This window comes from Cellulomonas sp., from assembly GCF_035634735.1.
Classification (GTDB): Bacteria; Actinomycetota; Actinomycetes; order Actinomycetales; family Cellulomonadaceae; genus Cellulomonas.
Map to the genome: position 1 here is coordinate 1 of NZ_DASQCJ010000026.1, position 17,563 is coordinate 17,563.

Genomic DNA, 17,563 nt, shown 5'->3' on the forward strand with positions numbered 1-17,563 from the left:
CGCCCGGTCGAGCTCCGCCTGCAGGCCCACGTCGTCGCCGCGCGCCAGCGCGGCGGCGGTGACCACTGTACGGCCTGACCCGGGACCTTCGTCCCCCGGGTGCAGCCGCAGCCACACGCGGCGGCGCGGCACGAACAGGGAGGTCGCCAGCCCCGCGAACGCCAGCAGCGCGAAGGTCAGCACCCACGCGAGCGACGGGTCGTGCCGCAGGTCCAGGGCGACGAACCGCGGGAGGGCGTCGAAGGTCAGCGTGCCGAGGCCGTCGGGCAGGTCGACGGTCTCGCCGGGCCGCAGGTAGAGCGTGACGGGCAGGCCGTCGGCGTCCACCGCCTGGGTGAGCCCGGTCTCGTCCAGCTGGTAGACGTTCTGCGGGATGCCGTCGTCCAGGCCGAGGTCGCCGGTCCACACCGCCAGGGCGAGCAGCGGGTCGGTCGGCTGCGGGTCGGCGGACCGGTAGATGCCGTCCGCCACCTGCTCGGCGGTCGGCAGCAGCACGCCCTGCAGGCCGATCTGCGGCCCCGAGGTGACGTCCGGCACCTTGATGACGCCCTGCGAGGTGTAGACGGTGTCCTGCGGCAGGAACGGCACCGCGCCGGAGTACGTCACGTTCCCGTCGGGGTCCCGCACGGTGACCTGGGGCGCGTAGCCGTTCCCCTGGAGGTAGACCTTGGCGCCGGCGACGTCGAGCGGGTGGTTGACCTTGATCTGCTGCTCGACCCCGTCGGACCCCGGCTCGGTGATGGTCACGTGCGCGGTGAAGTCGCGGGACTGCAGGGTGTCGGGGTCGAACGACGAGTCGAACGAGTCGAGCCGCATCGAGAACGGCTCGAGCGACGAGGCGCTGAACCCGGAGCCGGACTCGAAGGTGTCGTAGTCGCTCTGGGTGTTCGCGAACGCCCGGCCCTCGACGATGATCGCCTGGCCGCGGTAGTGCAGCAGCTGCCCGGTCGCGACCGACACCAGCAGGCCGACCAGCGCGAGGTGGAACACGAGGTTGCCGGTCTCGCGCAGGTAGCCGCGCTCGGCGGCGACGCTCCACGTGCCGCGGCCCTCGTCGCGCACGTCGACCCGGAACCGGCGCCACCAGCGCGGGCCGCCCAGGGCCGCGGCGGCGCGCTCGGCGACCTCCTGCGGCGCGCCGTCGAGCTCCGTCGACGCCTGGGCCGGGAACCGGTCGAACCGGCGCGGGGCGCGCGGCGGCCGGCCGCGCATCGCCCGCAGGTGCGTCCGGCTGCGCGGCAGGATGCAGCCGACCAGCGACACGAACAGCAGCAGGTAGATCGCCGAGAACCAGACGGACGAGTACACGCCGAAGAACCCGAGCCGGTCCAGCAGGGGGCCGAGGTCGGGGTGGTCGGACAGGTAGGTGGCGACCTTGTCCGGGTCCTGGGCGCGCTGCGGGAACACGGTGCCCGGCACCGCGGCGACGGCGAGCAGCATCAGCAGCAGCAGGGCGACGCGCATCGAGGTGAGCTGCCGCCAGGCCCAGCGCAGCCAGCCGACGACGCCGAGCGAGGGCAGCTGGGGCGAGCCGCCGGCACCGCCCGCGCCGCCGGGCGTGCCGGAGCCGCCGGCGGGCGGCTGCTGCCCGGCGCTGAACGCGTCCTCGAGCCCCTCGGGGGTGTACCCGCGGGGCGAGGGCTCGGTGGTCTGGGGGTCGCGCGTCATCTCACACCGCCGGGACGAAGGGGTCGGCGCCGGTGAGCAGGCCCTGGAGCCAGCCCGCCCACGCGGACCAGAGGCCGGTGACCAGCGCGACACCGAGCAGGAGCAGGAGGCCGCCGCCGACGCGCATCACCGCGAGCCGGTGCGCCGCGAGCCAGTCGAGGGCGCGGCGGCTGCGCTGGAGGCCGAGCGCGACGAGCACGAACGGCAGCCCGAGCCCGACGCAGAACGCCAGGGCGAGCAGGGCGCCGCGGCCGGCGGAGCCGCCGTCGAGGGACAGCAGGAGGATCGCGGCGAGCGTCGGGCCGATGCACGGCGTCCAGCCGATGCCGAAGGTGACGCCGAGCACCGGCGCCCCCCACAGCCCGGCGCGGGGCGCGAGCACCCGGCGGCTGTCCCGCTCCAGGAACGGCACGAGCCCGAGGAACGCCAGGCCCATGACGATCACGCCGATCCCGAGCACCCGGGACACCGGGTCCTGCCAGCGCAGCAGGAACGAGCCGAGCGAGCCGGCGAGCGAGCCGTAGGCGAGGAACACCGCGGTGAAGCCGGCGACGAACAGCAGGACGCCGAGCACGAGCCGGCCGCGGGACGGCGCCGCGGGGGCGGCGGCCGGGCGGGTCAGCGCGGGCTGGGCCGGCAGCGCGCCGGCGAGGTCGAGCGTGGCCGCGCCGCCGCCCGCCGCCGCCCGGACCCGCGGCGCCCGGGCGGACCCGGGGGCGGAGGCGGCGGACATGCCGCCGAGGTAGCCGACGTAGGCGGGGACCAGCGGCAGGACGCACGGCGACGCGAAGGACACCAGCCCCGCGAGCAGCGCGACCGGGACCGCCGCGAGCAGCGAGCCCGAGGTGGCCGCGTGCGCGAACGAGTCCCCGACGTCGGCGAGCATCACGCGGAGCCCCCGCCGTCCTCGGCGAGCACCTCGTCGATCAGCGCGCGCAGCGTCGAGCCCTCGGCCAGGCCGACGATCCGCGCGGCCACCTTGCCGTCCCGGTCGAGCACGACCGTGGTCGGCGTCGCCTGGATCGGCACGATGCCCTGCAGCGCCGCGATGGCGTGCTTGTCCCGGTCGTCGATGCTCGGGTACGGCACGTCGAAGTTCTGCTGGAACGGCTCGGCCGCCCCGGCGTCGTCGACCCCGTTGATGCCGAGCAGGTGCACGCCGGCGTCCGCGTACTCGTTCGCGATGTCGACGAGGTCGGGCGCCTCCTCCCGGCACGGCGGGCACGCCGCGTACCAGGTGTTGAGCACGACGACGTCGCCCCGCCAGTCGGCGATGTCGACGGCGTCCCCGGCGTAGTCCGTGCCGGCGACCTCGACCGGGCCCTGCCGGTCGGCGACCGCCCACTGGGTGAACGAGCCGTCACCGGAGACGTAGCCCTGGTCCGCGACGTCGGTGTCCGACCCGGTGCCGTCGCCGCCGCCGGAGCACGCGGCGAGCGCGAGCGCGGCGCCGAGCGCGACGGCGGCCGCGGCGGCGCGGCGGCGGGTCGTCACGCGCCCGCCACGGCCGAGGCGCCGGGCAGCAGGTCGGCGGCGGGCTCGGTGTAGCCGATGCGCACCAGGCGGTCGTCCTCGTAGGTCAGGGAGGTCAGGGACGCGAGCGAGCACTGCCGGCGGCGCGGGTCGTGCCACAGCCGGCGGTCCTCCAGCGCGAGCCGGGTGACCCAGATCGGCAGCTGGTGGCTGACCAGCACGGCCTCGTGGCCGCGGGCGGCCTCGCGCGCGGCGTCGACGACCGCGAGCATCCGGCCGACCTGCTGCCGGTACGGCTCGCCCCAGGACGGCCGGAACGGGTTGACCAGCAGCGGCCAGTGCCGCGGGTGCCGCAGCGAGCCGTCGCCGACGCCGAACGTCAGACCCTGGAACCGGTTCTCGGCCTCGAGCAGCCGCTCGTCGGTGGTGACGGGCAGGCCCAGCGCCTCGGCGATCGGGGCGACCGTCTCCTGCGCGCGGGTCAGCGGCGACGCGAACAGCGCGGTGACGTCGCGGCGCGGCCCGTCGAGCCGTCCGGCCAGGTGCGCGGCGACGCGCTCGGCCATCTCCCGGCCCCGCTCGGACAGGTGGTACCCGTCGAGCCGTCCGTAGAGCACGCCCTCGGGGTTGTGCACCTCGCCGTGCCGCATGAGGTGGATGGTGGTGGCGACCATGGGGTCAGTCTCGCAAACCCGGCTGGGTGGTCGGACCGCGCGGGGGCCCGGAGCCGCGCCGGATCAGCGCCCGGCGGCCTCCGCGTCGGCCTCGACCTGGGCGCAGCCGGCCTGCAGCGCGGCGCCGACGGCGGCCATCGCGTCGCCCAGGGCCTGCATCTGCGCCGGCGAGAGCACGTCGACCAGGTGCGCGCGCACGGACTCGACGTGCGACGGGGCGGCGTCCACGAGCCGGCGCCAGCCGGTCTCGGTCATGGTGCAGTTCACACCGCGCGCGTCCTCGAGGCAGGGGGCGCGCTCGACCAGGCCGGCGGCCTCCATGCGGCGGACGGTGTGCGTGAGCCGGCTCCGCGAGTGCGCGAGCTCGCCGGCCAGCTCCGACATCCGGAGCGTGCGCTGCGGCGCCTCGGACAGCCGGACCAGCACCTCGTACTCGCCGAGGGACAGCCCGGAGTCCTGCTCCAGCTCGTGCGCGAGCACGTCGAGCAGCCGGGCCGTGCCGTCCCGGTACGCGCGCCAGGCGCGCTGCTCGTCCGCCGTCAGCCAGCGGACCTCGTCGTGCTCCCGCGGTGCGCGGGTGGTCGCGCTCCCGGTGGTCGTGGTGCTCATCGCCGTCCTCCTCCCGCGCCCCCCTGTGACGTCGGTGGCTGATCGTCCCACAGGCCTTGCGCAGCGAGCTCCACTGTAGTAGAAATCTCAACTAACCGCAGTTGATGCTTCAACCAATACTTCGCAGGAGGCACCCATGTCGACCACGACGCTCCCCACCGCCCTCACCGCCGGCACCTGGGCGATCGACCCCTCGCACACCGAGGCGTCCTTCACCGTCCGCCACGCGGGCATCTCCAAGGTCCGCGGCACCGTCGCGGTGACCTCCGGCACCATCACCGTCGCCGAGGACCTCACGCTGTCCGGCGTGACCGCGTCCCTCGACCCGTCGACCATCGCCACCGGCGACGCGAACCGCGACGGCCACCTCAAGGGCTCGACCGACTTCTTCGACCTGGAGAAGTTCGGCGAGTGGACCTTCGCCTCGACCTCGGTCGCCGCGGACGGCGAGGACTACGTCGTGACCGGCGAGCTCACCATCAACGGCGTGACCAAGACGGTCGAGCTGGCCACCGAGTTCGGCGGCGCGGCCACCGACCCGTTCGGCAACCAGCGCGCGGGCTTCTCCGCCTCGGTGACCGTCTCCCGCAAGGAGTTCGGCATCACCTGGAACGCGGCCCTCGAGGCCGGCGGCGTCCTGGTGTCCGACAAGGTCGTCATCAACCTCGAGGTCTCGGCCATCAAGCAGGCCTGAGCCTCCCGCACGACCCGCCGCCCCCGGCGCGCGCCGCCACTCGGTGCGCACGTCGGGGGCGGCGCACGTGAGGGCCCGGTCGACCGCGCACCCCCTGCCGCGGTCGACCGGGCCCTCTCGTGCGTCCGGGGGCCGGGCGGCCGACCGTCGAGGGGACAGGAAACGGGTCGAGCGCCTCTCCGCGGGATAGGCACTCGACCCGTTTCGTAGGCACTCGGCGGGCGCGGAGCGGCGCGGCACCGCGCGCGCGGCGGGTCAGTCGGCGGCGGGGACCGGCTCGGGCTGCGGCTCCGGCTCGGCGGCCGGGGCCTCCGCCGTCGCGGTCGGCGCGGTCGGCTCGGTCGCGGCGCCGGAGCGCTGGCGCGCGTGGAAGCCCAGGATCTGCAGCTCCGACCCGAGGTCGACCTCGCGGACGTCCACCCCGTCGGGCACCCGCACCGTGCGCGGCGCGAAGTTGAGCACGCCGGTCACGCCCGCGGCCACCAGCCGGTCGGTGGTCGGCTGCGCGGCGGACGCCGGCGTCGCGACGATCGCCACGCTCGCCTCCTGCTCCTCGACCACGCGCTCCAGGCCGTCGACGTGCTGCACGACGTGGCCGCCGACCTCGGTGCCGACCAGCGCCGGGTCGGTGTCGAACAGGCCGACCAGCACGAACCCGCGGTCCGCGAAGCCGGAGTAGGTGGCGAGGGCGTGCCCCAGGTTGCCGATGCCGACGATGACGACGCGGCGCTCCTCGGTCATGCCGAGGGCCTGCGCGATCTGCCGCCGCAGGTGGTCCACCTCGTACCCGACGCCGCGCCGGCCGCCCGCGCCCAGGTACGACAGGTCCTTGCGGAGCTGCGCGGGCGAGGCGCCGACGAGCTCGGCGAGCTGGTCGGACGACGTGGTGGTGACGCCCTCCGAGGCGAGGCCGCCGAGGGAGCGCAGGTATCCCGGCAGGCGGGCGACGGTGGTCGGCGGCAGGGCTCGCACGGCGACAGCCTAGGCCTGCGGGGCCGCCGCGAGGGCGTCGACGAGCCGGTGGCGGTCGATCTGCCAGTAGCCGACCCGCGCGCCGTCCACCTCGACGACCGGCAGCAGCTCCCCGTAGGCCGCCGCGAGCGGGCGCCCGTCGCGCGCGGTGCCGCCCGCGTCGACGTCCACCTCGGCCCACGGCACGCCGCGCTCGGCGGCCACCTCGGCGACCAGGTCGCGCGCGGCGTCGCACAGGTGGCAGCCCGCGCGGGAGTACAGGACCACGCGGGCTTCGGTCGCGGCGGGAGGGGTCGGCACGGCACGAGCCTAGGTCGATGACTACAGTGGCGGCGTGCCCGAGCCCACCGAGCCCCTGACCGGCGCGCCCGCGCCGACGGCGCCCGCGGGCCGCGTGGCCGCGTTCTTCGACGTGGACAACACCATCATCCGCGGCGCGAGCTCGTTCCACCTCGCCGTCGGCCTGTACCGCCGCGGGTTCTTCAAGCGCTCCGACATCGTCCGGTTCGCGGTGCACCAGATCCGCTATCTGACCTTCGGCGAGAACCGGCAGCAGATCGACGAGGTCCGGCAGCGGGCGCTGGAGATCATGCACGGCCGCTCGGTCGCCGAGGTGGTCGCGATCGCCGAGGACATCTACGACGAGGTGCTCGCGCTCCGGATCTTCCCGGGCACGCAGCGGCTGCTCGACCAGCACCTGCGCACCGGGCACGAGGTGTGGCTGGTCACGGCGACGCCCGTCGAGATCGCCGACATCATCGCCCGCCGGCTCGGCGCGACCGGCGCCCTCGGCACGATCGCCGAGCACAAGGACGGCTTCTACACCGGCCGGCTGGTCGGGGACCTGCTGCACGGCCGCGCGAAGGCCGAGGCGGTCCGGGCGCTGGCCGAGCGCGAGGGCCTGGACCTGGAGCGGTCGTTCGCGTACGGCGACTCCACCAACGACGTGCCGATCCTGTCCGAGGTCGGCTTCCCGTGCGCGATCAACCCGGACGGCCGGCTCCGCAAGCACGCCGCGGAGGTCGGCTGGCCGATGCGCGAGTTCCGCGGCCGCCGGAACGCCACCCGCCGCGGGGTGGACGCCGCCACCGTCGCGGGGTCCGTGTGGGTGCTCGGGCTGGTGGTGCGGACGGCGCGCCGGGCGATCCGGTCGCGCTGGGGCGCCCGGTGACCGCCGCCGAGGCCGCCGGGTCGCCGGACGCCGCCCCGACGATCCGCCGCGCCCGCGCCGACGAGGCCGGCCCGCTCGCCGACCTGGCCGCGGCCACGTTCCCGCTGGCCTGCCCGCCGTCGTCGACGCCCGAGGACCACGCCGCGTTCATCGCCGCGCACCTCACCGAGGAGCACGTCGCCGCGTACCTGGCCGACCCGACGCGCGACCTGCTCGTGGCCGACGCCGACGGCGAGCTGGTCGGCTACACGATGCTGGTCGCCGGCGAGCCGTACGCCGCCGAGGTCGCCGCGGCCGTCCCGCTCCGCCCGACCGTCGAGCTGAGCAAGTGCTACGTGCTGCCCGGCCGGCACGGCGGCGGGGTGGCCGGCGCGCTGATGGCCGCGAGCCTCGACGCCGCGCGCGCCCGGGACGCCGCCGGGGTGTGGCTCGGGGTCAACGGCGAGAACCTGCGCGCACAGGCGTTCTACCGGCGCTCGGGGTTCGAGGTCGTCGGCGAGCGCACGTTCCAGGTCGGCGACCAGCGGCACCACGACCTGGTCCTGCACCAGGCCCTCTAGACCCGCGCTCCCGCTCGAGTGGAACGTCGTGACCGACACGCCGTCGGCGTGTCGGTCACGACGTTCCACTCCGGGGTCGGACGGGCCCGAGCGGGCCGCCCAGGCCCTCAGCCCGCCTGCTCGTCCGCGGTCGCCAGCACCGGCCAGCCGTCGGGGTCCCACGCGATCTCCCGCAGCCCCAGGGTCGGGGTCCCGCCCGTCGCCGCGTCGTAGTAGTGGTACGCCAGCACGCCGCGCGACGCTGACTGCCCGCCCGGGCCGACCCGGTCCCCGGCCGACTCCAGCAGCACGTCCCCGCCGTCGAGCAGCAGGTCCGTCCCGTCCCGCGTGACGTACGGCCCGGTGACGTCCTGGGACCGGCCGACCGCGATCTTGTACGTCGAGTCCGTCCCCTGGCAGCACGCGTCCTGCGACACGAGCAGGTAGTACCAGCCGTCGTGCGGCATGACGTACGGCGCCTCGATGGCGTGCGGCGCGGACAGCCGGCTCGCCAGCCCGACCGGCGCGGCACCCGCCGCCGGCAGCCCGTCCGGCCAGGCCAGCTCGACCACCTGGATCCCCGACCAGTACGACCCGAACACCATCCAGGGCGTGCCGTCGGCGTCCTCGACGATGCCGGGGTCGATCGCGTTGTAGCCGTCGGTGGGCTCGGACCGCCACACCTCGCCGCGGTCCACCCAGCCGTAGTCCGGGTCGTCGGGGTCGAGCGTCGGGCTGGTGCGCAGGCCGATGACCGACCGGTTCGACCCGAACGTCGACGCGGCGTAGTAGAGGTACCAGGTGCCGTCGTGCTCGTAGAGCTCCGGCGCCCAGTAGTTCACGACCCCGGGGACCGCCTCCTGCGCCCACCGCGGCGAGTCGGACGGGCCCCACGCGGTGCCGAGGTACTCCCAGGTCGCGCCGCGGTCGGTGGACCGGCGGACCTGCACCGCGCCGGCGTTCTCCCGCTCGTCGCCCGTCGAGTAGACGTACCAGGGGTCGTCGCCCTCGCCGACGACCAGCGCGGGGTCGTGCACGCCGACGTCGCCCGCCACCGGGACGTCCGTCGCCGCGGGCGCCGCCCCGGCGCGGGTCGCGACCGCCACGCCCCCGGCCGCCACGAGCGCGACGGCCGCCACCGCCGCCGCGACCAGCAGGCCGCGGCGGCGGGGACGGGGTGCGCGGGCGGCGGCGTCGCCCTCAGGCACCGAGCCGGACGACGTTCCACGACACCGGCGGCACCTGGACGGTGAGCCGCCCGCCGTCGATCGTCGCGGTGCCGTTGTCCCGCGGCAGCACCGCGGTGTCGTCGTCGGCGGTGGCGACCCAGGTGTGGTCCGGGTTCGACAGGCTGGTGGCGCCGAGCACCCGCAGCCCGGGGATCGACCGGGTGTCGACCTCGAGCGTGACGGTCTCCGTGGTCGAACGGTTGACCGCGAACAGCGCGACCGCGCCGGTCTCCGGGTCCCGGGTGGCCACCGCGTCGACCAGCGGCGCGTCGCCGAACTTGGCGGTCTCGTACGTCGGGGCGTCGATCGCGACCTGCAGCACCTCGCCGGCCGCGTACTGCGACGCCTGCGCGAACGGGTGGAAGGTCGTCTGCTTCCAGATCCGGCCGCCGGGCTCGGTCATGATCGGCGCGATCACGTTCACCAGCTGGGCGAGCGACGCCGAGTGCACCCGGTCGGTGTGCCGGAGCAGCGAGATGAGCAGGTTGCCCACCACCACGGCGTCGGCGACGTTGTACTTGTCCTCGAGCAGCACCGGCGCGACGGGCCAGTCGTCGCCCGACGGCGGCACCGACTCGGCGCGCTTCTGGTACCAGACGTTCCACTCGTCGAACGAGATCTGGATCCGCTTGGCGACCTTCTTGTGCGCCCGGACGCCGTCCGCCACCGCGGTCACCGAGTCGATGAAGTGGTCCATGTCCACGGCGGAGGCCAGGAACGACCCGAGGTCGCCGTCCTCCTCGGCGTAGTACGCGTGCGCCGAGATCATGTCGACGTACTCGTAGGTCTCGGAGAGCACGGTCTGCTCCCACTGCCCGAACGTCGGGATCGGCACGCCGGACGAGCCGCAGGCGACGAGCTCGAGGTCGGGCTGGATCATCCGCATGGCGCGGGCGGTCTCGGCGGCGAGCCGGCCGTACTCGTGGGCGGTCTTGTGCCCGATCTGCCACGGGCCGTCCATCTCGTTGCCCAGGCACCAGAGCTTGATGTCGTAGGGCTCGGGCGCGCCGTTGGCCCGCCGCTGGTCGGACAGCGCGGTGCCGCCCTTCACGTTGCAGTACTCCAGCAGGTCGAGCGCCTCCTGGACGCCGCGGGTGCCGAGGTTGACGGCCATCATCGCCTCGGTGCCGGAGGCCTTCGTCCAGCGCATGAACTCGTCGACGCCGACCAGGTTCGGCTCGGTGGAGTGCCAGGCCAGGTCGAGCCGGCGGGGCCGCTGGTCGCGCGGGCCGACGCCGTCCTCCCACCGGTAGCCGGACACGAAGTTGCCGCCCGGGTAGCGGACCGTCGACACCCCGAGCTCCCTGGTCAGGCCGATGACGTCGCCGCGGAACCCGTCCGCGTCGGCGGTCGGGTGCTCCGGGTCGTGGATGCCGGTGTAGACGCAGCGGCCGAGGTGCTCCACGAACGCGCCGAAGGTCCGGCGGCGGACCGGTCCGACGCGGAACGCGGGGTCGATGGTGAGGGTGACGGTGGTCATGCGTGCGCAGCTCCTTCGCTGACGTTCTCCATCGTTGTAGGAGCGATCGTGCCCGCCGCCGCGAACCGCGTCAACCACCGGGCCGCCGCGGGCCGGCGCCGGGTCGCCGCCGGGTCACCGCCCGGCCCGCGACCGTGACCAGACCGTTACTTGACCGTCCGGCGTGACCCGTGCCACTCTCTCCAACGTTGTAGTGCAACGATGTAGAACCCGAGGTCAGAGCCGCCCTCGTCACCCCGGTCCGCCACCGACGGCCGACCGGCGCGCGCTCGGCCTCGCCGGTCCACGAGTGGAGGCAACGGCGCGATGACCACCAAGACCCTGCGGGCGGCGGCCCTGGCCCTCGCCGGGGCGCTCGCCCTGACGGCGTGCGGCTCCGGCGGCGGAAGCGACGACGGCGGCGGCTCCGGCGGCGGAGACAGCCTGACGTTCATGTTCCGCGGCGGCGCGGACGAGAAGGCGGCGTACCAGGCCGCGATCGACAAGTTCACCGAGGACACCGGCGTCGAGGTCCAGATGACCGTGACCGACGCCGACCAGTACGCCACCAAGCTCCAGGCGGCGGTCTCGGGCAACAAGGTGCCCGACGTGTTCTACATCGAGCAGGCCAACCTGCAGTCCTACGTGGCGTCCGGCGTGCTCCTGGACATCACCGACCAGGTGGAGGAGGCCGGCGTCGACCTCGACAACATCTGGGAGTACGGCGTCGACTCCTACCGGTTCGACGGCACGCTGCAGGGCACCCCCGAGGGCCGGCTGTACGGCCTGCCCAAGGACGTCGGCCCGTTCGCGTTCGGCTACAACAAGACGATGCTCGAGGCCGCGGGCATCCCGCTGCCCGACCCGGACGTCCCGCTCAGCCTCGACGAGTTCCGCGACATCGCGAAGCAGCTGACCACGGACACCGACGGCGACGGCGCGGTCGACCAGTGGGGCACCGGCCTCAACGTGCAGTGGAACCTGCAGTCGATGGTGTGGAGCAACGGCGGCGACTGGACCAACGAGGACCGCACCGAGGTCACGGTCGACACCCCGGAGTTCGCCGAGGCGCTGCAGTACTTCGCCGACCTCACCACCGTCGACGGCGTCACCCCGAACGCCTCCGAGGCCGCGACCCTCGACACCTACCAGCGCTGGATGGCCGGCGAGATCGGCTTCTTCCCGGTCGGCCCGTGGGACGTCAGCGTCTACAACGACCTCGACTTCGAGTACGACCTGATCCCCTGGCCCGCCGGCTCCACCGGCGAGTCGGCCACCTGGGTCGGCTCCCTCGGCATCGGTGTCTCCGCGACGTCGGACAACCCCGACGCCGCGGTGCAGCTCGCCACCTACCTGTCCGCCGACCCCGACGCGCAGCAGACGCTGGTCGACGCGAACGTGCAGATCCCGAACCTGATCGACGTGGCCGAGGAGTGGGCCGGCGCCGCCGACGCCAAGCCGGCCAACCGCCAGGAGTTCCTCGACATCGTGCAGGACTACGGCCGCGCCATGCCCGCCTCCTTCACCTACGGCGCCGAGTGGTACGACGAGCTCTGGGTGAACATCCAGCCCGTGCTCGACGGCAAGCAGACCGCCGCGGACTACCTCGCCGAGGTGCAGCCCAAGATGCAGGCGCTGCTCGACGAGTCCAACGCCAACGCCGAGATGGCCGGCGGGGCCTGACCACCCCACCCCCGCTCCCCCGCCGCGCCGGCGCGCCGCCCCTCCCCGGGCGGACCCGGCGCGGCGGGGCCGCCCTCGTGAAGGAGCACCGGGATGTCACGGACCACCGCTGAGCCCACCCCCGTCCCCGCCGCGCCGGCCGCCGGCATCGTCCCGCCCGACGGCGACGACCGCGGCTCCGCGCTGCACGCCCGGCAGGCGATGCGCCGCCTGCACCGCACCGAGCACCGCTGGGCCGCCGCGTTCGTCGCCGCCCCGGTGATCGGGTTCCTCGTCTTCACGCTGTACCCGCTGGGCTACGCGCTGTACGCGTCGCTGACCCGGTGGAACGGCCTGACGGCGCCGCAGTTCATCGGCCTCGACAACTACGTCGCCCTGCTCGGCGACGAGTACTTCCGCAAGACGCTGTGGAACACCGCGTTCTACATGATCGGCATCCCGATCGGCCTGGTGCTGGCGCTGCTGCTCGCCATCGCGCTGAACCGGAAGATCCCCGGGCAGACCGCGTTCCGCACCATCTACTACGTGCCGGTGATCTCGTCCCTGGCCGCCATCGCGATCGTCTGGCAGTTCGCCTACAACGGCGACTTCGGCCTGGTGAACCAGGTGCTGTCCTGGTTCGGGATCGACGGCCCCGACTGGCTGCAGAACACCGCCACCGTGAAGCCGGCGATCATCATCATGGCCGTCTGGAAGGGCCTCGGGTACTCGATGCTGCTGTACCTGGCGGCCATCCAGTCCGTCCCCCGCTCGCTGTACGAGGCCGCCTCGCTGGACGGCGCGAACGGCTACCACCGGTTCCGGTGGATCACGCTGCCGATGGTGCGCCCGGTGACGTTCTTCCTGGTCGTCACCAACGTCATCGCGGGGTCGCAGATCTTCACCGAGATCAACATCATGACGCCGACCGGCGGGCCCGAGTTCAGCTCCGCGTCGATCGTCTACTACATCGTCCGCAAGGCGTTCAAGTACCAGCAGATGGGCTACGCCACGGCGATGGCCGTCGTGCTCGGGCTGATCGTCTTCGTCGTCACCCTCATCCAGTTCCGCCTCAACCGGCGCAACTCGTTCAGCATCGACTGAAGGGGCTCTGAGCTTCCATGAGTCGCAAGACGCCGATGGGCATCACCGCCCAGAACCGCGTGGTCAACACGATCCTGTTCGTCGTGCTCGCCCTGGGCGCGGTCGTGATGATCGCGCCGCTGCTGTGGATGGCCACCACCGCGCTCAAGACCAAGGCCGAGGTGTTCGCGCTGCCGCCGGTCTGGATCCCCGAGTCCCCGCAGTGGGACACGTTCGTGCGGATGTGGACCGAGGCGCCGATCCTGTCCGGCTTCAAGAACAGCATCATCGTCGCGGGCACCGTGACGATCGTCGGGTCGATCACCTCGTCGCTCGCCGCGTTCGCGCTCGCGAAGATGCGGCTGCCGTTCAAGAACGCGATCTTCCTCGGCCTGCTGACGGGGCTGATGATCCCGTTCCCGACGCTGATGATCCCGCAGTTCGTGATGTTCTCGAAGATCGGCTGGGTCGACACCCTGCTGCCGCTGATCGTGCCGCTGCTGTTCGGCAACATCGTGATGATCTTCTTCCTGCGGCAGTACCTGTCGAGCGTGCCCGACTCCATGGTCGAGGCCGCGAAGATCGACGGGGCGTCCTACCTGCAGGTGTTCCGGAAGATGATCTTCCCGCTCATCCGCCCGGCCATCGCCGCGCAGTTCATCCTCTGGTTCATGACGATCTGGAACGACTACCTCGCGCCGATCCTCTACCTGAACACCGAGTCCAAGCAGACGCTGCAGGTGGTCATCGCCAACCTCAACGTCGAGTACGCCACGCAGCGGGACTACCCGCTGATCATGGCGGCATCGTTCGTGGCGCTGCTGCCGATCCTGGTCGTTTTCCTGATCTTCCAGCGGCAGATCATCGAGTCGGTCGCGCTGACGGGGGCGAAGGGATGACGCTGACGGAGCCGGCCGCGGCGGTCGCGGTGCCGGCGGCGGACGCCGCACCGGGGGCTGCCGCGCCCGGGGACGCCGCGCTCGAGGCGGCCGCGGGCTGGGGCGCGCGGCACGCGCACGACCCGACCGCGGTGCGCGACGACGACGGCACCTACTGGCTGTTCTCCACGGACGCGTCCGGTGCGGGGCCGCTGCCCCGCGCCGGGGTCCAGGTGCGCCGGTCCGACGACCTCGTCACGTGGACCTTCCACGGCTGGGCGCTGGACGGCGTGCCGGCGGAGGCGGCGGCGTGGACCGGCGCCGAGGGGCTGTGGGCGCCGGACGTGGTCCGGGTGCCCGACGAGGTCGCGGTGCCGGACGACGGGCGGTGGCGGATGTACTACTCCGCGTCGAGCTTCGGGTCCCGCACCTCGGCGATCGGGCTCGCGACCGCACCGCACCCCGCGGGGCCGTGGACCGACCGCGGGCTGGTCGTCACCAGCCGGCACGACGTCGACGGGCCGAACGCGATCGACGCCAACGCGGTGGTCGACGCCCAGGGCCGGCACTGGCTGGTCTACGGGTCGTTCTTCGGCGGCATCCACGCGCTCGGGATCGACCCCGCGACCGGGTTCGTGCTCGGCTCGGGCGGCCGGCCGCGCCCGGGGCCGGGCCTGCTGCTCGCGCGGCGCCCGCACGCCGTCGAGGCCGCGGTCGAGGGGGCGTTCGTGCTCCCCCGGCCGGACGGCGGGTACGCGCTGCTCACGTCGTTCGACTCGCTGTTCGGCACCTACCACCTGCGGGTCGTGGCCGGGCCGTCCGTCACCGGGCCGTACGCCGACGTGCGCGGGCGGTCCGCGACCGACGTCGAGGCCGACCCGGTCGGCAGCACCGTGCTGGCCGGGCACCGGCTGGCCGGCGGGCGGGGCTGGCTCGCGCCCGGGCACGCGTCCGTGCTCACCGAGCCGCTGCCCGGGGGCTCCGCGCGGCAGCTGCTGGTGCACCACGTGCGCGACGCCGACGACCCGACCCAGCACGAGGTGCAGGTCCGGCGGCTGGCGTGGACCGCGGGCGGTTGGCCGCTGGTGTCGCCGCAGCCGTGGGCCGGCCCGGGGCGGGAGCACGACGACGAGGCGGCGTGGCCCGCCTCCGTCGCCGAGCTCGCCGGGACCTGGGAGGTGGTGACGTTCGCGCGCGGGGACGCGTTCGCGGCGTCGGCGTCCCGGGTGGTCGAGGCCGACGGGCCGCCCGGGGCCGTGGCGCTGGGGCGCGGGCGGTTCGCGTGGGACGGGGGGTCCGGCGCGGCGGGCGCGGTCGAGGCCGTGGTGTTCCCGGCGTGGGACGCGGTGCGCGGGCGGGCGACGCTCGCCGGCGCGGCGCTCGACACGGGGACCGGCGTGGTCACCGTGGGCACGCTGGTGGAGCCGGCGGGGGCGGGCGCGGGCGCGGCTCGCGCGGGCGCGGGCCCGGCGGACCCGGAGCCGGCCCGGTGAGCGCCGTGCCGGAGGCCCGGCGGCGGGTGCCCGTGCACGAGGGCGGCGAGGACGTCGGCGGCTGGGCCGGGGCGGTGATGCGCTGGCTGCGCGTCGCGGCCCGGCTCGTCGCGGTGAACGTCCTGGCCCTGCTCGGGACGCTGCTCGGCGGCGTCGTCCTCGGCGTGCTGCCCGCGCTCGCCGCGGCGGCGACGGTGCTGGGGGCCGTCGCCGCGGGCGAGCCGCCCGAGTCGGTGTGGCGCGCGTTCTGGGCGGAGTACCGGGCCGGGTTCCGCCGCGCGAACCGGCTGGGCTGGCCCCTGCTGGTCGTGGGCGCGGTGCTCGTCGCGGACGCGCTGGCGCTCCCGGTGCTCGCGTCGGCCACCGGGTCGACCGGGCCGGCCGCCGTGGCCGCCGCGGGGCTGCTCGCGCTGGGCGCCGGGCTCCTGGTCGTCGGCGCGTGGTTCCTCGCGGTGCTGCGGCGCTACGACGAGCCGTTCGGCCGCACCTGGCGGTTCCTGCTGCTCGCCCCGCCGACCTCCCCCGGGACCGCGGTGGCGGTCCTGGTGACGCTGGGCGCGCTGGCGTTCGCGGGGTGGCACCTCACGGTCCTGGTCCCGCTGGTCGGCGTCGCGGCCGGGGTGCTGCTCACGGGCGTCCTCGTGGACCGCCGCCTGGACGCCATCGACGCCACCGGGCGCTGACCCCCGCGGTCCCGCCCCTCGAGTGGAACGTTCTGCCCGACACGCCCGGCGCGTGTCGGGCAGAACGTTCCACTCATCCCCACTGTCGGGGGCGGGAACGGTCGACGGGAGTGGGCGGCCGGGCGGTCGACGGGCGGGGCGCGGCGCGGTCGGCGAGCATGGGGCGTGGCCTCCGACCTGCACGCCAGCACCCCCGAGAGCGCGACCGGGAGCACCCCGGCGAGTCCCGCCGAGCCCGGCCGACGCCCGGCGCGCGGGCGGTGGCTGGTCGCCACGACCGAGTACGCCGGGCTCACCCCGTACACCGGCGGCATCGGGCGGCACTACGCCTCCCTGCTGCCCGCGCTGGTGCGGCAGGGTGCGGCGGTCGACCTGCTGGTGCTCGCCGACGGGCCGCTGCTTCCCGACGCCGACCTCGGCGGGGTCCGGCTGGTCGGCCACGTCCGCCCGCCGCGCACCCGCGTGCCCGCGCTGCTCGCCCGGGCCGCCGCCGTCCGCCGGGTGCACCGCGACGGCGCGTACGACCGGGTGTTCCTCCCCGAGTGGGCGGCGCTCGGCGTCGCGCTGCCGGCGGGCGCCCCCCTGCTGACCAACCTGGCGACCAGCACCCGCCTCGCGAACGAGGTGGCCGGCTTCACGCCGCGGTCGTTCGGGCCGCGCGGCGGCGCGGTGGTCGCGGTGCAGGGCCGGCTCGAGGACCGACAGGTGCGGCGCTCGGCGGGGCTGGTGCCGATCTCCCGGGCGATGCAGCGGTGGACCGAGAGGGCGTTCGACGCCCTGCCTCCCGCGCGCGTGGTCCGGAACTGCATCGACGTGGCGCACGTGCGCCGGGCAGCCGGGTCCGCGGGGCTGCCCGCCGGCTGGCCCGACGACGGCGCGCCCGTCGTGCTGTTCCTCGGGCGGCTCGAGCGGCGCAAGGGGGTCACGGACGCGTTCGCGGCGTTCGCCGAGGTCGCGCGCCGGCACCCGACGGCGCGGCTGGTGCTCGCCGGCGCGAGCGGCGACCGGCGGTTCGAGCCGGACCGGCCCACCCTGCTCGCGGCGCTGCCCCCCGAGGCGCGCGACCGGGTCACCTGGCTCGGGCACGTGGACGACGACAGCCTCTACCGGGCGGTCCGCGCGGCGGCGGTGACGACGTGCCCGTCGCGGTGGGAGGGCTTCGGCAACGCCGCGCTGGAGGCCAAGGCGATCGGCGGCGCGGTGGTCGTCACGACCGGCAGCGGCTACGACGACTTCTGCACGGACGGCGTGGACGCCCGGATGGTCCCGCCCGCGG

General features: G+C 74.7%; 18 protein-coding genes. 9 read left to right on the top strand and 9 right to left on the bottom strand.

Annotation, left to right across the window (positions count from 1 at the left end):
* The 5 genes from resB to VER05_RS02315 all read right to left on the bottom strand — a co-directional run.
* Window positions 1-1,668 (bottom strand): cytochrome c biogenesis protein ResB (gene resB / locus VER05_RS02295; RefSeq protein ID WP_324843782.1); only part of this gene is annotated, 1,668 nt, incomplete at its 3' end.
* Between the two features lies 1 nt (window position 1,669).
* The gene (locus VER05_RS02300; RefSeq protein WP_324843783.1) at window positions 1,670-2,554 is read right to left on the bottom strand and encodes a cytochrome c biogenesis CcdA family protein; all 885 of its coding nucleotides are present in this window, start codon (window positions 2,552-2,554) and stop codon (window positions 1,670-1,672) included.
* On the bottom strand, window positions 2,554-3,162 hold the full coding sequence (locus VER05_RS02305; RefSeq protein WP_324843784.1) for a TlpA disulfide reductase family protein: 609 nt from the start codon (window positions 3,160-3,162) through the stop codon (window positions 2,554-2,556). The genes VER05_RS02300 and VER05_RS02305 overlap by 1 nt, the downstream gene beginning before the upstream one ends.
* Entirely contained in the window at window positions 3,159-3,815 is a 657-nt protein-coding gene (locus tag VER05_RS02310; RefSeq protein WP_324843785.1) for a histidine phosphatase family protein, read from the bottom strand. The genes VER05_RS02305 and VER05_RS02310 overlap by 4 nt, the downstream gene beginning before the upstream one ends.
* 63 nt (window positions 3,816-3,878) lie before the next feature.
* Entirely contained in the window at window positions 3,879-4,424 is a 546-nt protein-coding gene (locus VER05_RS02315) for a MarR family winged helix-turn-helix transcriptional regulator (protein ID WP_324843786.1), read from the bottom strand.
* A gap of 136 nt (window positions 4,425-4,560) precedes the next feature.
* On the opposite strand from VER05_RS02315, the gene VER05_RS02320 reads away from it, so the two are divergent.
* Window positions 4,561-5,118, top strand: coding sequence for a YceI family protein (locus VER05_RS02320; protein WP_324843787.1), 558 nt, complete (start codon window positions 4,561-4,563; stop codon window positions 5,116-5,118).
* Window positions 5,119-5,373: 255 nt separating this feature from the next.
* Here the strand turns inward: VER05_RS02320 and VER05_RS02325 are convergent, their stop codons facing one another.
* Window positions 5,374-6,090, bottom strand: a complete 717-nt coding sequence (locus VER05_RS02325) for a redox-sensing transcriptional repressor Rex (protein ID WP_324843788.1) — start codon at window positions 6,088-6,090, stop codon at window positions 5,374-5,376.
* A 9-nt stretch (window positions 6,091-6,099) separates the two neighbouring features.
* Window positions 6,100-6,390 (bottom strand): glutaredoxin family protein, encoded by a 291-nt coding sequence (locus tag VER05_RS02330; RefSeq protein ID WP_324843789.1) that lies wholly within the window; start codon window positions 6,388-6,390, stop codon window positions 6,100-6,102.
* Between the two features lie 34 nt (window positions 6,391-6,424).
* Here VER05_RS02330 and VER05_RS02335 point away from each other — a divergent pair, with 34 nt between their 5' ends.
* Window positions 6,425-7,261 carry an HAD-IB family hydrolase gene (locus VER05_RS02335; protein ID WP_324843790.1) on the top strand — a complete coding sequence of 279 codons (837 nt, stop codon included), beginning with the start codon at window positions 6,425-6,427 and terminating at the stop codon, window positions 7,259-7,261.
* Window positions 7,258-7,821: a GNAT family N-acetyltransferase gene (locus VER05_RS02340; RefSeq protein ID WP_324843791.1), complete on the top strand. Its 564-nt coding sequence runs from the start codon at window positions 7,258-7,260 to the stop codon at window positions 7,819-7,821. Before VER05_RS02335 ends, VER05_RS02340 begins: the two co-directional genes overlap by 4 nt.
* Before the next feature lie 107 nt (window positions 7,822-7,928).
* Here the strand turns inward: VER05_RS02340 and VER05_RS02345 are convergent, their stop codons facing one another.
* Together VER05_RS02345 and VER05_RS02350 are read right to left on the bottom strand one after the other, a co-directional pair.
* Entirely contained in the window at window positions 7,929-9,008 is a 1,080-nt protein-coding gene (locus VER05_RS02345; RefSeq protein ID WP_324843792.1) for an arabinan endo-1,5-alpha-L-arabinosidase, read from the bottom strand.
* On the bottom strand, window positions 9,001-10,509 hold the full coding sequence (locus tag VER05_RS02350) for an alpha-N-arabinofuranosidase (protein ID WP_324843793.1): 1,509 nt from the start codon (window positions 10,507-10,509) through the stop codon (window positions 9,001-9,003). Before VER05_RS02350 ends, VER05_RS02345 begins: the two co-directional genes overlap by 8 nt.
* Before the next feature lie 306 nt (window positions 10,510-10,815).
* On the opposite strand from VER05_RS02350, the gene VER05_RS02355 reads away from it, so the two are divergent.
* The 6 genes from VER05_RS02355 to VER05_RS02380 form a co-directional block, all read left to right on the top strand.
* Window positions 10,816-12,171, top strand: coding sequence for a sugar ABC transporter substrate-binding protein (locus tag VER05_RS02355; protein WP_324843794.1), 1,356 nt, complete (start codon window positions 10,816-10,818; stop codon window positions 12,169-12,171).
* 93 nt (window positions 12,172-12,264) lie between these two features.
* The gene (locus tag VER05_RS02360) at window positions 12,265-13,254 is read left to right on the top strand and encodes a sugar ABC transporter permease (protein ID WP_324843795.1); all 990 of its coding nucleotides are present in this window, start codon (window positions 12,265-12,267) and stop codon (window positions 13,252-13,254) included.
* Window positions 13,255-13,271: 17 nt separating this feature from the next.
* Entirely contained in the window at window positions 13,272-14,132 is an 861-nt protein-coding gene (locus VER05_RS02365) for a carbohydrate ABC transporter permease (protein ID WP_324843796.1), read from the top strand.
* Window positions 14,129-15,604: an arabinan endo-1,5-alpha-L-arabinosidase gene (locus VER05_RS02370; RefSeq protein WP_324843797.1), complete on the top strand. Its 1,476-nt coding sequence runs from the start codon at window positions 14,129-14,131 to the stop codon at window positions 15,602-15,604. The genes VER05_RS02365 and VER05_RS02370 overlap by 4 nt, the downstream gene beginning before the upstream one ends.
* Window positions 15,601-16,287, top strand: a complete 687-nt coding sequence (locus VER05_RS02375; protein ID WP_324843798.1) for a YesL family protein — start codon at window positions 15,601-15,603, stop codon at window positions 16,285-16,287. The genes VER05_RS02370 and VER05_RS02375 overlap by 4 nt, the downstream gene beginning before the upstream one ends.
* 165 nt (window positions 16,288-16,452) lie before the next feature.
* The coding region (locus tag VER05_RS02380) for a glycosyltransferase family 4 protein (RefSeq protein WP_324843799.1) at window positions 16,453-17,563 on the top strand (1,111 nt) is incomplete at its 3' end.